Origin of the sequence: Ruegeria sp. HKCCE4148, assembly GCF_017872495.1 — a bacterium.
Classification (GTDB): domain Bacteria; phylum Pseudomonadota; class Alphaproteobacteria; order Rhodobacterales; family Rhodobacteraceae; genus Ruegeria.
On record NZ_JAEDOS010000002.1, the window covers coordinates 805,651 to 819,385 of the forward strand.

Consider the following 13,735-nt stretch of genomic DNA (forward strand, 5'->3'; position numbering starts at 1 on the left):
ACTCAGGGAATACTTGACAGAACTAACTTAACAAAGCAACATAATTATTGTTAACGCGGATCAAATAATGAACCATGTATGGGAGGAGTCAATGAAGAAATTTCTTACTGCTGCGGCTTTAGTGGCATCAGCTACCGCTGCACTGGCCGAGTACCCCGAAAAGCCGGTCAGCTTTGTGGTGCCGTGGCCTCCGGGCGATCTGGAAGATGTTCTGACGCGAATGATCGCCGATGAATTTCAAGCCATGTACGGCGTTCCAGCCGCTGTCGTGAACAAACCCGGTGGTGGCGGTGGTCCGTTCCCGGGTGCCGTCGAGGTGGCAACCGCCCCTGCGGACGGCTACACCATCGGGTCTTTTGTCATCGGCGTGCCGGTCATTGGTCCCGAAATCGGCATCCCCGAACTCAACCCCAACCCGTTTGATCCCATCGGGATCTTCCTGACCTATCCCTTCGTGATCGCAGCCAGCAAGGATGCGCCTTTCTCAAGCTGGGAGGAGTTGGCGGAACACGGCAAGGAAAACGACGTCGCACTTGGCCATTTCGGTTCCGTTTTACCACCGACCCAGGTGACCTTTGCCGCAGCCGTCAGCAGCGGGTTCGATTTTGCCAGCGAAGCGGCGTTTGATGCGCTGGACTGCAACACTTTGGCATCGGGCGACGTCGACGTGATCAACACCACCCTTCAGCTTATCCTGCCCTGTCTGGATCAGGTGAACGTCCTTGCCAGCATCGGCGGCGAGCGGATTTCGCTGGTGCCCGATACACCAACAGTCGTGGAACTAAACCCGGATCTGCCTTTGGCCCTGTGGAACGGATTGTTTGTCCACAAGGACACCCCAGCGGACGCCCGCGAAAAGATTTCGGCGGCGGCTCAAAAGGCGCTGAGTTCTGACAAGGCAAAACAATTGGCCGAGGAAACCGGTGCCCTGATTTATTGGCAGGATCCGGATGCCTCCAACGCTCAGATCGAGCAGGACAAAGCCTCGTTCGCCAAGATCGAAGAGATCCTGGGCGAATAAACCGGAACGGGCCCGGCACATTTAACACTGCCGGGCCTATTTCCATCCAACAGGAGGCCACGATGATTGCAAAGACCTTGCAAGACATGTTCCGGCGCTATCGACGCCCCGGGGACATCGTGTTTGCCACTATGTTCTTTGTGTTCTCGCTGTTCCTTCTCAGCCAGCTTGGAAGCGAAACTCAGGTCGTCAAACGGACAAAGTGGTTTGCGCAGCCTGCTTTGTGGCCAACTATCGCGATCTGGGGCATGGTTGTGTTCAGCGGTCTGCATTTGCTGAGCTCATTCCTGTCACCACGTATTCCAGGCCGTTTGCGAGAGATCACGTTTTGGCTGAAATCGCTCGAATATGTTGTCTATTTTCTGATTTACGTTGTTGCTGTTCCATGGCTTGGGTACCTGCCCTCCACCATGCTGTTCGCCGCCCTTTTGACGGTCCGCCTAGGGTTTCGCTTGCCCGGGGCCTTTTGCATTGCACTCATCTTCGGCGCGGTGGTCGCAATCGTCTTTCGGGCGCTGCTGCAGGTGAACATCCCCGCGGGTCGCGTTTATGAATACCTGCCCGACGGGCTGCGCGCCTTTGCGCTGACCTATCTATGAGGCCGCAATGGACGATCTGATTTCCGGCTTTGCAATTCTTGCCCAGTGGCAAGTCATGGTGGCGCTGATTATCGGCTCTGTCGGGGGCGTTATCATTGGCGCCTTGCCCGGCGTGGGCGCCGCCGTGGCCATCGCGATCCTTCTGCCTGCTACATTTGCTTTCGAACCCATCGTAGGTCTAACCCTTCTGCTGGGCATCTACGGGTCGTCCATGTATGGCGGCGCAATCCCGGCCATTCTGATCAACACCCCAGGCACGGCCGTGAACGCCCTGACCACCTATGACGGCTATCCCATGACCAAACGCGGCGAAGGCCATCGGGCCTTGTCGCTGGCCTATTCAGCGTCGTTCTTTGGTGGCATTTTCTCGATCCTTTGCCTGATCGTCCTTTCGCCCGTTCTGGCCTGGGTTGCCCCGCATTTCGGCAGTCGCGAGATTTTTCTGGCCGCTTTCATGGGTATTTTACTCGTGATCCTGGCCCATCGCGGGCAGACTTTTTCCGCCGCCATGCTGGCGTTTTTCGGAATTTTTCTGAACACGGTGGGGCTTGAGCCTGTCAAATACACGCGACGTTTCACCTTTGACCAAACCTGGTTATCGTCGGGCGTCGATCTGATCGTTGTTGTATTGGGCCTGTTTGCCATCAGCCAGGCGCTGCTTTTGCTGGTCGACAAGGAACACGCCCCCGGCGAAGCACATGTTCGCGGCAATATATTTACCGGCCTGAAAGAGCTTCTGGGCCTGAAGCGCATCGCCACCGTGTCGTCATCACTGGGCGTTCTCATGGGTATGGTGCCGGGCACCGGCGAATTCACGTCCCAGTTCCTGTCTTACACCTACGCTCAGAAGACTTCGAAAAATCCCGATGCGTTTGGCAAAGGATCACCCGAAGGCCTGGTGGCATCTGAGGCCGCCAACAACGCCGTTCCGGGGGCTGCAATGATCCCGCTTTTGGCTCTGGGTATTCCAGGTGAGGCACTGACGGCGATGATGCTATCGGTTTTCTACGTTCACAACGTGATCCCAGGCCCTCAACTGTTTGCAGAACAGATGGATTTTGTCATGGCGCTGTATATGGCGTTGATCCTTCTGAACGTGGTCGTTCTGATCTTTTTACTGTTTTCAACCAATCTGCTGCTGAAAATTATCCAGATCCCTACCCGATTTCTGGGCATTATGATCCTGACCCTTTCATTTGTGGGCGTGTACAGCCTGCGAAACTCGATCACGGACTGCGCGATTGCTGCCGGGTTCGGTGTTTTCGGCCTGATCCTGAAACGCCTGAACCTGCCGATCGTGCCCATCATTTTGGGTATGGTTCTGGGTGGGATCATGGAGGTCAAACTGCGCAGCGCCATGGCTCGGGTGAAATCACCGCTTGATTTCATCGACCGGCCCATAGCGGCAATCCTGTTTGTGATGATCCTGGGGATCATTCTTTTGCACATCCGCTCTCTGATCCAGGAACACAAAGACCGCGTCAAACCGCAACCGGTTCTCGACGAAGACACTACTCAGCAAGGATAACGCCTCATGGATCAGTTCTCGATTGACGCGCTGCGCACTCAGGAAATCACTCCGCGCGGACATTTCATAAACGGCCGCTTTCAGCAAAGCGAAACCAGCGCCCAGCATCAAGTTCATTCACCGATCAACGGTCAGCCACTGGCACTGATCGCCGAAGGCAGTGCCGCAGATGTCGACGCCGCCGTACGTGCGGCGCGGGTATCGTTTGAAGATGGGCGTTGGTCACGAATGGCCCCTGCGGGCCGTAAGAAAGTGCTGCTGAAGCTTGCTGATCTAATCGAATCCCAAGCGCTGGAGATTGCTGTTCTGGGTGTTCGCGACAACGGGACCGAGATCAACATGGCCTATAAGGCCGAGGCGCTCTTGGCTGCGGCAACGTTCCGGTATTATGCCGAAGCCATCGACAAACTGTACGGCCAGATCGCCCCCACGGGCGACGACGTTCTGGGTCTGATACATCACGCACCCGTCGGCGTTGTCGGCGCGATTGTGCCGTGGAATTTCCCTTTGATGATCGGTAGCTGGAAAATTGCCCCGGCGTTGGCGGCAGGCAACTCCGTGGTCTTGAAACCCGCAGAAAGCGCTTCGCTCAGCCTGTTGAAAATCGCCGAACTGGCAGCTGAGGCCGGGGTGCCAGACGGCGTGTTCAACGTGGTGACGGGGCGCGGGCCAATTGTGGGCGAAGCGTTGGCGCTGTCGATGGATATCGACATAATTGTCTTCACCGGGTCCGGCGCGACAGGAAGGCGGCTTTTGGAATATTCCGCACGCTCCAACCTAAAGCGTTGTTATTTGGAACTGGGGGGCAAATCGCCGAACATCGTCTTTGCCGATGCCCCGGACCTTGCCGAAGCGGCCAAGGTTTCAGCCGCTGGTATATTCCGCAATTCGGGCCAGGTCTGCGTCGCCGGATCGCGCCTGTTGGTCCAACAGGAAATTTACGAGGACTTCGTCTCCGAAATCACCCACCACGCCTCAGCCTTTCGCGTTGGCGATCCGTTGGACCTGAACAGCCAGATCGGCGCGGTTCACAGCCTGTCCGAGTTGCAGGCCAATCTGGATTTCGTGACCAAAGCCGAAGCGGAAGGCGCTGAGCGCCGCACAGGTGGCGCCCGTATTCTGACCGAGACTGGTGGTTATTACATGGCGCCGACCGTCATGGCCGGGGTGAAAGAAACTGACACGCTGTTCCAAAACGAAGTCTTTGGCCCTGTTCTGGCCGTCACGCCCTTCAAGGACGAAGAAGACGCGATCCGTCTGGCAAACGCGACCGTTTACGGGTTGGCTGGTGGGGTCTGGACCTCGAACTTGGGCCGCGCACATCGCATGGTCGCAGGCATTCGTGCCGGGGTTGTCCATGTGAACACCTATGGTAGCGCAGACCTGACTGTTCCCCTTGGTGGCGTGCGCCAATCCGGCAACGGACACGACAAGTCGCTGCACGCGATCGAAAAATACTTCGACCTGAAAACCGCCTGGATCAAACTCTGATCGCTGAGGGGTAAGGGAGGCACAAATGACAAATAAGACTATCCTGTTGATCGGCACCTATGACACCAAAGAACCCGAAATGCGGTTCATCGAAGAGGCAATTCAAACGCAGGGTGCCGATGTGTTGACGATGGATGTGTCCGTTCTGGGAGACCCCTCTGCGCCAGTTGACATCTCAAAACATGACGTGGCCGCGGCTGGTGGCATGACAATTGATGAGGTCATCGCCCAGGGAGACGAAAACAAAGCCTTCCGCATCATGTCTGCCGGGGCCGCTAAAGTGGTTGCGCGGGCCTATGCCGACGGACGGTTTGACGGGATGCTGGCCACCGGTGGCACAATGGGCACCGACCTTGCGCTGGATTGTGCGCAGGCGCTGCCGATGGGTATGCCGAAATACATCGTCTCAACCGTCAGCTTCTCACCGCTTATCCCACCACATCGGCTGGCACCCGATATTCAGATGATCCTTTGGGCGGGCGGCCTCTACGGCATGAATTCAATCTGTCAATCTTCGCTCAGTCAGGCGGCTGGAGCCGTGGTCGGCGCGGCAAAGGCTGCGATCGTACCGGACCGCAGCAAGCCGCTGGTTGGCATGACCAGCCTGGGATCATCCTGTCTTCGGTACATGAAGACCCTCAAACCAGCACTGGAAGAGCGCGGTTTTGAAGTGGCCGTGTTCCATTCCACAGGAATGGGCGGCATGGCCTTTGAAAAACTGGCCAGCGAAGGCGCGTTCGCCTGTGTGATGGATTTCTGCATGCAGGAATTCGGAAACCTGATGGCGGGTTCTGTCGTGTCCAGCGGTGAGGACCGGGTTACCAATGCCGGGCGCATGGGTATCCCGCAGATGGTCGCCCCCGGCGCGTTGGACTTGCTGGATTTTGCGGGCTGGCAGGACATCCCCGAACACTATGCCGATCGCCCTTTTCATGAACACAACCGGTTGATCAAAAGCTCGGTCTTCAACGGGGCCGAACGGCGTGCCTGGATTCGGGAACTTGCCAATCGATTGGGCGCGGCCAAGGGGCCTGTGCATTTCTTTTTGCCGCTGCAAGGCATCGAGGCCTGGGACAAGAAAGGCGAAGAGGCGCATGACCCACAGGCCCTGGCGGAAATGATCGACGAAGCTCGCCAAGTGATGCCGGATCAGGTGCCAATGACTGAACTGGAAGCCCATATCAACGATACGGCGTTCTGCGACGCCGTTTTGGCGCTTTTCGATGAGTGGGTCGAACGTGGCATCGTGACATCCTCGCCTTAGCCTTCACGACCAACGCAAGTGCCTAGACCACTGGTTTGATGCAGTTTCGCTGGCGATCAGGCCCTTAAAGCACACGCCCACTTTGCATGAAATTCATTCACAAAAATCGGCTAATAATGGAATTGAGCTAAAACTTGACCCTTTCTAAGATGCGCGGGAAAACACCTTATCTAGGACGCGCTTATGCGGCGAACACGATCAAGAAGGGCCCCCGGTTCCGAAACTCCAAAGCTGACAACGCCGCCCGTCGGAGGGCGGTTCATGCCACTGGACAACAGCAAACTGGCCCATATCACCGATACGGCGTTTGATATTCTGGAACGGATTGGTGTGTCCGGTGCGCCGGAGGACATTCGCGTATTGGCGTTGGAGCATGGCGCAACGGAACGGGACGACGGGCGCATCACCTTTTCGCGCTCTTTGGTTGAAGACATAATCGCGGGGGCGTGTAAACGCGTAGAACTGCCCGGATTCATTCGGGATCGCGGGATCGAGATTGGAGGCGGCCGCGTCCATATCGGTACCGGCGGTGCAGCGGTGCAGGTGCTGGACGCCGCTACAAATTCGTTTCGCGACAGCACGTTACAAGACTTGTACAGCCTGATGCGCATCGTTGATGCCTGCAACAACATCCATTATTCCCTGCGTCCCGTTGTGGCGCGGGATCTGGAAGACCCGCTGACGCTGGATATCAACACGGCATTTACCGCGATGAAGGCGACTTCGAAACCTATTGGCACAAGTTTTTTCGAGCCCGCCAACGTGCCCTCCGTGGTTGAAATGTTCGACGCGGCTTTGGGCGGCGACGGAGCCTTCAAGGCGCAACCCTTCTGCTTTGCGTCCGTCTGCCACGTGGTGCCACCGCTGACGCTGGCCGAGGAAGCCTGCGGGGTGATGCGTGAATGCGTGCGACTTGGAATGCCGCTACAAATCTGTTCCGCAGCGCAAGCTGGGGCCACAAGCCCGGCCGCGCTGGCTGGCGCCTTGGCGCAGGGTTTGGCGGAATCCTTGGCCGGTCTGGTGCTAGTCAACATGATGCAACCGGGCTTTCCCTGCATTCTGGCCTTCCTGCCCTTTATCTCTGATCTGCGCACCGGCGCCATGACCGGCGGTTCGGGCGAGGCTGCGGTCGCCAACGCTGCTGCGGCGCAGTTGCTATTGAACCTTGGCCTGCCTTCGACCGTGTCAGCAGGTATGACAGATGCCAAGACAGCCGATGCACAATCGGGCTATGAAAAGGGATACACTATCGCGCTCGCGGCACAGAGCGGAGCCGATATGATCAACCTGTCTGTTGGTATGCTGGGCTCGATCATGGCCGCCAGCAATGAAGCACTGGTCATAGACAACGACATGTGCGGGGCCATCCTGCGATCGGTGCGCGGCGTGGAAATGTTCGAAGGCTCGATTGATCTGGACATGATCGAACAGGTCGTGACCGGCGAGGGGCACTTCCTCGGCACTGCTCAGACCCTGGATCTGATGACCAAGGAATACGTCTATCCGTCTTTGGGCGACCGCCAGAGCGTCAATGACTGGCTTGAAAGTGGTGCGCAAACTGTCTGGGACAAGGCCATAGCCCGCGTTGCCGAGATCGAAGCACAGCCCGCACCGTCCCATCTGCCCGCCGACATCGAGGCCGCCCTGCGCGCCCGCATGCCTATCCACTTGAAAGACTAAGCACATGAAAAGCCAAGCCAAAGTTGTGATCATCGGGGGCGGCGCGGTTGGTGTCTCGACCCTTTATCATCTTGCCAAAGCCGGGGTGACCGACACACTGCTGATCGAAAAGAACGAATTGACCAGCGGGTCGACCTGGCACGCAGCGGGCAACATCCCCACCTATGCCAACAGCTGGGGCGGGATGCGCGCGGGCAATTATGCTTGGCGGCTGTATAAGGATCTGGCGGAAGAGGTCGATTATCCGATCACCTACCGCCACACCGGCGCGTTCTGGCCCGCCCACACGCCCGAACGCATGGACCTGTTCCGCCATCTTGTCGGGGTTTCCAAGGGTCTGTGCTATGACATGGCGATGCTCACCCCGTCCGAAATGGATGACATGCACCCTTATTTCAGTTCAGGCGACAGCATCATCGGCGGCATCCTTGACCCCTATGAGGGCGATGTGGACCCTTCGCAACTGACCCAGGCCCTGGCCAAAGGCGCTCGGGATAAGGGCGCGGCGATTGCGCGGTTCACCACAGTCACCGGCATCTCACGCCGCGCTTCGGGCGAGTGGGAGGTTCAGACGGACAAGGGCAATGTTGTCTGTGACATCGTGATCAACGCCGGGGGCTATTACGGTCGCCAGGTGGGTGAGATGGTCGGCCAGAAACTGCCCGTCGTAACGCTGGAACACCAATATTTGGTCACCGAAAGCCTGCCGGAACTGGAAGCGAACCCGGAAAACTTCCCCCTCGTCCGCGACCCGGACATCATGTATTACCTTCGGCGCGAGCGGAACGGGTTGCTGCTGGGCTCTTACGGACACGAAGGGCGGCCCGCGTGGCTGGACGGGATGCCCGATTGCTTTGCCAACCAGCTTTATCCCGACAGCGTCGACGACATCGCCGAAATCCTCGAAGCCGCGCTGGAACATGTGCCGTTATTGGGCGAGGCCGGGGTCAGCCGCTTCGTGAACGGCCCGATACCTTACAGCCCCGATGGCGCGCCGCTCTGTGGTCCGGCCTTTGGTCTGCCGAATTTCTACCACGCTTGCTGTTTCCCGGTGGGTATCACCCACTCAGCAGCAGCGGCGAAAACCCTGACCGAGTGGATTACCGAGGGCGAAACCGAATGGGACATGTCCTTCTGGGATCCCCGCCGCTTTGGCAAGGAATGGGCGACCTTCGATTACACCGTCAAACGCTCGAGCGAGTTGTACGAACATCAATACGCGATCCCCTACCCACATCGTATGTGGAAATCGGGTCGTCCGGTGCAGACCACGCCGCTTTACGATACGCTCAAAGACAAAGGCGCTGTGTTTGGGCAGATTGCCGGATGGGAACGCGCTTTCTGGTTCCAGACAGATCAAATCAAGAATGACGGGCAGCTGGGTTTCCATCACGAGGTCTGGCACGATGCGGTCAAAGCTGAATGCGAAGGCGTGCGGGACCGGGTTGGTGTGATGGATCATGGCGGCTTCACTCGGTATGAAGTCGAAGGACCAAAAGCCACCGAGTTCCTGAACTACGTCTTCTGTGGTGCAATGCCTGGCGTGGGCCGGGTCAAGCTGTCCTATATGCTGACGCCCAAAGGCAAGATTTGGTCCGAAGCCACCATCGCGCGGCTGGATGAAAACAAATACCTGCTCTGCGGCCCGACTCTGGCCGATCAGCGCGATCACGACTGGATGTCGAAATTCCTGCCGGGCGTGGGCGTGACCCTGACCCGAGGTTCGGATTTTGACGCTGCCCTAATGGTCATGGGGCCAAAATCCCGCGACGTCCTGCAACCCCTGACCCAGGATGATCTATCAAAAGAAAACGCGCCTTGGATGTCAGTTCGCGAAATCACTGTTGCGGGTGCTTCGGTCATTGCCCTGCGCGTGTCTTATGTCGGAGAGCTGGGTTGGGAGCTGCACATGCGCAACGCCGATCTGGTCCGCGTCTACACCGCCATAATGGATCAGGGCACTGAACACGGTATTGTCGAGTTCGGCTCTTACGGGCTGAACGCCATGCGGCTTGAGAAAGGCTATCACGGCTGGCGCGCGGATTTCGGTATCGAATACACCGCCTTTGATGCAGGGCTGGATCGTTTTGTCAGTAAAAAGAAAAACAGCTTTGTTGGACGCGACGCGTTTCTGGCGCAGGCTGAGCAGCCGAAGGATTACCATTTCACCGCCTTCGTACTCGACGGCCACGGCGCCGACGCGCTGTCTTCCGACCCCATCTGCCGCGACGGCAAGCCCGTAGGCTATGTCAGCTCGGGCGGCACCGGGTTCCGCATCGGCAAGCGGGTCGCTCTGGGCTATTTGACCGAGGCGGCGCAGCCCAGTGATTTATACCAGATCGAAGTGCTTGGCGTTCCGGTCAATGCGACTGTGGCGACCGTGCCGTTCTACGATCCTGAAAACGACCGGTTGCGGGGATAAAACCCATGGCGAAATCTCTTCCGACGGACGTTCAGGTCGCCATCATTGGCGGCGGCATTGTCGGCTGCGCGACCGCTTATCACCTTGCCAAGGCAGGCTGGTCCGCCGCCTTGTTCGAGCGTAAGAAACTGACCAGCGGAACGACATGGCACGCCGCAGGTCTGGTCAGCGAAACGCAGGGGGTTCCGGTCACGTCGGCGCTGGCGAAGTATGGCCTCGACCTGATGGAAAGCCTTGAGGATGAGACCGGGCAGAAAACCGGTTTCAAGCGCAACGGCTCGATGACCGTGGCGCTGACCGAGGCGCGTATGGAGGAGTTGCGGCGCAAGGTCGACTATGCCCATGGATGCGGGTTGCGCGCAGAAGAGATCAGCCTGACCGAGGCGCAGGATCGCTGGCCTCTGCTGTCCGTCGACGGTGCAAAGGGCGCGTTCTGGTTTCCCGGCGACGGCTATACCAATCCCATCGACACGACGATGGCTCTGGCCAAGGGCGCGCGGGCCCACGGCGCGCAGGTTTTTGAAGATACCAAGGTCACCCGCGTTGTGATCGAAGGCGGTCGCGTTGTCGGCGTTGAAACCGCCGAAGGTCTGGTCAGCGCCGAGCATGTGGTCAACGCCACCGGCATGTGGGCGCGCGAGTTTGGCCTGACTCATGGGGTGCAGATTCCGCTGCATTACACCAACCATTACTACGTTGTGACCGACCCGATTGAGGGTGTGACCGGTGACTTGCCTGTCCTGCGGGTGATGGACGAATACGCCTATTACAAGGAAGAGGCGGGCAAGCTTCTGATCGGTTGTTCCGAGCCAAACGCAACACCGTGGCTGCCCAAGGACGGTTTGCCCGAGACGTTCGAATTCGACGAACTGCCCTGCGATGAGGAACACCTTTTTCCCATCCTTGAAGCCGCGATGGAGCGGGTTCCAGCCTTGGCTGAGTCCGGTATCCGCAAGTTTTTCAACGGGCCGGAGTGCTTTACCCCCGACGCCAAACACTATCTGGGCCCGGTTCCGGATGCGGCGGGCTATTGGGTCGCCGCGGGTTTCAACTCAACCGGAATCCAGAACGGCCCCGGCGCGGGCATGGCGCTGGCCGAATGGATCATGGCCGGTCACATGACCATGGACCTGACCGATGTGGACAGCCGCCGCATCGTGCCGGGCCTGAACGCGCGCAGCTATACCGCGACCAAGGCGGCCGAAACGCTCGGCCATGCTTATGAGATGCATTGGCCCTACTTGCGCAAAACACAGGCGCGCGGTCTACGCCGGACGCCTTACTACACCCACCTGCGCGACGCGGGCGCACAATTCGGCAGCGCCAATGGCTGGGAACGTCCGCTCTACTATGGGCGCGAGATGACGGATGGCTTCGGATGCGAGCCGTGGTTCGACGATTGGCAGGCCGAACATCAGGCTCTGCGCACTAATCTGGGCTGCATCGACCTGACCTTTGGGCGGTTCATCGTCGACGGGCAGGATGCCGAGGCACAGATGCAGCGGCTCTGCGGGGCTAATATGGCCGTGACACCAGGCGCGCTGGTCTACACCCATATGTTCAACCCGCAAGGCGGGATCGAGGCAGACGTAACCGTCGCACGCCTGAATGCAAACCGCTACATGGTCATGGCCTCGGCCGGGGCTGAGCCTCAGACGGACTACTGGCTGAAAAAGCAGCTGGCAGGTACGGATGTATCCGTGGTCAACGTGACCTCGTCCGAGGCAACACTGGCCCTGATGGGACCGCGCGCGCGGGACTTTTTAGCCAAGCTGACCGATGCCGATTTGTCGAACGACACGTTCCCCTTTGGAACATGGCAGGCATTGAATGTCGGTCATGCTCCGATCCGGGCACAGCGGATCACCTATGTAGGTGAGCTGGGATGGGAGCTGCATGTCCCTGCCGAGTTCGCCCAGCAGGTGTTCGAAACAATCATGGCTGCGCCCGATGCACCGCGCTTATGTGGCGGCATGTCAGTTGACTCATGCCGCATCGAAAAGGGCTTTCGCCACTGGGGCCACGACATCGGACCACATGACAGCCCGGTCGAAAGCGGCCTGACCTTTGCCTGTGACTTCGCCACCGAGTTCACCGGCAAAGCCGCCATCGAAGCCCGCAAATCTGCGGGGTCTGCAAGCCGGTTGCTGTCTTTCCGGTTGGAAATCCCAGAGGCGCTGGTCTTTGGCAAAGAGCCGATCCTGTGCGACGGCCAGATTGTCGGGCGTTTGACCTCGGCCAGCTATGGGTGGACCGTAGGCGGTGCGATTGGCATGGGCTATGTCACACGTCCCGACGGGATGGCCATGAAAGAGCTTGCCAAACGCAGCTATCAAATCATGGTTGCAGGAAAAACCATCGCCACAACGGCGAGCCTGCGCGCACTTTATGATCCCGGAAACGAAAAGATGCGCGGTTAAGGAACCGCGCATCTCCAATATCTAACGCTGTAAACCTGTGGTGTCAGCCGTCCTGACCCATCTCTTTTACGGCAGCCAGAAGGCGCGCGATCTCTTTTTCGGTGTTATAATGGCAGAACGAGATGCGGATACAATCCGGCAAACCCAGCGGATTCAGTACGTTGCCGGAATAATGATCGGCCTTGCGCACATGGGTTCTGATACCCTGCGCGTTCAGAGTGGCGACCACATCCTCGGATGAATGGCCATCAACAACGATCGACACCAGACCTTCGCGCGCGGGGTTGTCCGCTCCGGCCAGAATTGTGACGTGATCCATATCGCGCAGACCTGGCAGGTTGCCAGTGCCATTGATGGCAGTGTTGGTCAGATGCGTTTCGTAGGCATGGATGGCTCGACCCGCAGCTTCGATCCGTTGGCGGGGTTCGGTTTCATCCGAAACCTCTCCACCCAGCCAGTCGAAATACGACACGACATCAGAAACAGTAGCATAAGAGCCGGTGTCTCGTGTGCCGAACTCCCAACCGGTTGCAGGAGCGTCGATCAACATGTCGTGCGGAACAGCACTTAGCTTGTCGGAAATCCACGCAATGCCATATCCGTGGCGTGAGAAAACTTTGTACGGTGAAATCGCATAGCCATCGACATTGTAGGCATCCAGATCCAGCTGCCCATGAGCTGCGTGCTGAATGCCATCCACGATGATCAGGCAATCCGGCGCAACTGCGCGAATCGCGCTCGAGATTGCGGCAACATCCATACCCATACCGGTCACGGGCGACGCATGCAGGATCGTTGCAACCGCCACGTCCGGAGTCATGAGTGCAGCATAGTCCTCGGGCGTGACCAAACCGGTATCGTCGTCATGTGCAACATTGACATAGTCCAGCCCGGCGATCCCGGCCCACCGGCGCGCAGCACTGCGAGTGGCGGGGTGTTCGATGGACGACCCGATCACCTTTGCCCCCTTTGGAGCGGTCAAACAGGCGGTTCGGATCAAGCGGAACAAAAGTTCTGTCCCGCTTTCCCCTGCAAAGAACTGACCCGATGACGCGTTCATGAAGACGGTCAGGTCTTGCTTGGCCTTGTTGATCACGTTCTGGGTACCCTGCCCCGCCGGGTTGATGCGACCTGGGTTGTCGGGGATTGCGGCATAAAAGGCTGAGGTTTCAGCCACGGATTTCAATGTCAGCGCACCACCAGCGTTTTCGAAGAAAATGCGCTCGCCCTGAAACGGGCAGCTGTCGACATGAGCAAAACGGTCACGGATTGCGTCGATAAGGGCGGGATTGTCTTGGATCATAGTTTAG

General features: G+C 58.3%; 9 protein-coding genes. 8 read left to right on the top strand and 1 reads right to left on the bottom strand.

Going from position 1 to position 13,735, the window contains the following annotated elements:
- Positions 1-91: 91 nt before the first annotated feature.
- The 8 genes from I9187_RS08880 to I9187_RS08915 all read left to right on the top strand — a co-directional run bounded on the left by I9187_RS08880 (position 92) and on the right by I9187_RS08915 (position 12,425).
- Positions 92-1,021 (top strand): tripartite tricarboxylate transporter substrate binding protein, encoded by a 930-nt coding sequence (locus I9187_RS08880; RefSeq protein ID WP_171176605.1) that lies wholly within the window; start codon positions 92-94, stop codon positions 1,019-1,021.
- 62 nt (positions 1,022-1,083) lie between these two features.
- Positions 1,084-1,620: a tripartite tricarboxylate transporter TctB family protein gene (locus I9187_RS08885; RefSeq protein WP_171176603.1), complete on the top strand. Its 537-nt coding sequence runs from the start codon at positions 1,084-1,086 to the stop codon at positions 1,618-1,620.
- A 7-nt stretch (positions 1,621-1,627) separates the two neighbouring features.
- Positions 1,628-3,148 carry a tripartite tricarboxylate transporter permease gene (locus I9187_RS08890; protein WP_171176601.1) on the top strand — a complete coding sequence of 507 codons (1,521 nt, stop codon included), beginning with the start codon at positions 1,628-1,630 and terminating at the stop codon, positions 3,146-3,148.
- Between the two features lie 6 nt (positions 3,149-3,154).
- Positions 3,155-4,639, top strand: coding sequence for an aldehyde dehydrogenase family protein (locus tag I9187_RS08895; RefSeq protein ID WP_209940142.1), 1,485 nt, complete (start codon positions 3,155-3,157; stop codon positions 4,637-4,639).
- Positions 4,640-4,664: 25 nt separating this feature from the next.
- Positions 4,665-5,903: a Tm-1-like ATP-binding domain-containing protein gene (locus tag I9187_RS08900; protein WP_171176597.1), complete on the top strand. Its 1,239-nt coding sequence runs from the start codon at positions 4,665-4,667 to the stop codon at positions 5,901-5,903.
- Positions 5,904-6,164: 261 nt separating this feature from the next.
- Positions 6,165-7,583 (top strand): trimethylamine methyltransferase family protein, encoded by a 1,419-nt coding sequence (locus I9187_RS08905; RefSeq protein WP_171238020.1) that lies wholly within the window; start codon positions 6,165-6,167, stop codon positions 7,581-7,583.
- A 4-nt stretch (positions 7,584-7,587) separates the two neighbouring features.
- Positions 7,588-10,005, top strand: coding sequence for an FAD-dependent oxidoreductase (locus tag I9187_RS08910; protein ID WP_171176593.1), 2,418 nt, complete (start codon positions 7,588-7,590; stop codon positions 10,003-10,005).
- Between the two features lie 5 nt (positions 10,006-10,010).
- On the top strand, positions 10,011-12,425 hold the full coding sequence (locus tag I9187_RS08915; RefSeq protein WP_171176591.1) for an FAD-dependent oxidoreductase: 2,415 nt from the start codon (positions 10,011-10,013) through the stop codon (positions 12,423-12,425).
- A 43-nt stretch (positions 12,426-12,468) separates the two neighbouring features.
- Here the strand turns inward: I9187_RS08915 and I9187_RS08920 are convergent, their stop codons facing one another.
- Positions 12,469-13,728 (bottom strand): aminotransferase class V-fold PLP-dependent enzyme, encoded by a 1,260-nt coding sequence (locus tag I9187_RS08920; protein ID WP_171176589.1) that lies wholly within the window; start codon positions 13,726-13,728, stop codon positions 12,469-12,471.
- Positions 13,729-13,735 lie beyond the last annotated feature (7 nt).

What these genes read in the sequence shown, in the direction of transcription:
- I9187_RS08880 (WP_171176605.1), top strand. Translation starts at nt 92, where the DNA reads ATGAAGAAATTTCTTACTGCTGCGGCTTTAGTGGCATCAGCTACCGCT.
- I9187_RS08885 (WP_171176603.1), top strand. Translation starts at nt 1,084, where the DNA reads ATGATTGCAAAGACCTTGCAAGACATGTTCCGGCGCTATCGACGCCCC.
- I9187_RS08890 (WP_171176601.1), top strand. Translation starts at nt 1,628, where the DNA reads ATGGACGATCTGATTTCCGGCTTTGCAATTCTTGCCCAGTGGCAAGTC.
- I9187_RS08895 (WP_209940142.1), top strand. Translation starts at nt 3,155, where the DNA reads ATGGATCAGTTCTCGATTGACGCGCTGCGCACTCAGGAAATCACTCCG.
- I9187_RS08900 (WP_171176597.1), top strand. Translation starts at nt 4,665, where the DNA reads ATGACAAATAAGACTATCCTGTTGATCGGCACCTATGACACCAAAGAA.
- I9187_RS08905 (WP_171238020.1), top strand. Translation starts at nt 6,165, where the DNA reads ATGCCACTGGACAACAGCAAACTGGCCCATATCACCGATACGGCGTTT.
- I9187_RS08910 (WP_171176593.1), top strand. Translation starts at nt 7,588, where the DNA reads ATGAAAAGCCAAGCCAAAGTTGTGATCATCGGGGGCGGCGCGGTTGGT.
- I9187_RS08915 (WP_171176591.1), top strand. Translation starts at nt 10,011, where the DNA reads ATGGCGAAATCTCTTCCGACGGACGTTCAGGTCGCCATCATTGGCGGC.
- I9187_RS08920 (WP_171176589.1), bottom strand. Translation starts at nt 13,728, where the DNA reads ATGATCCAAGACAATCCCGCCCTTATCGACGCAATCCGTGACCGTTTT.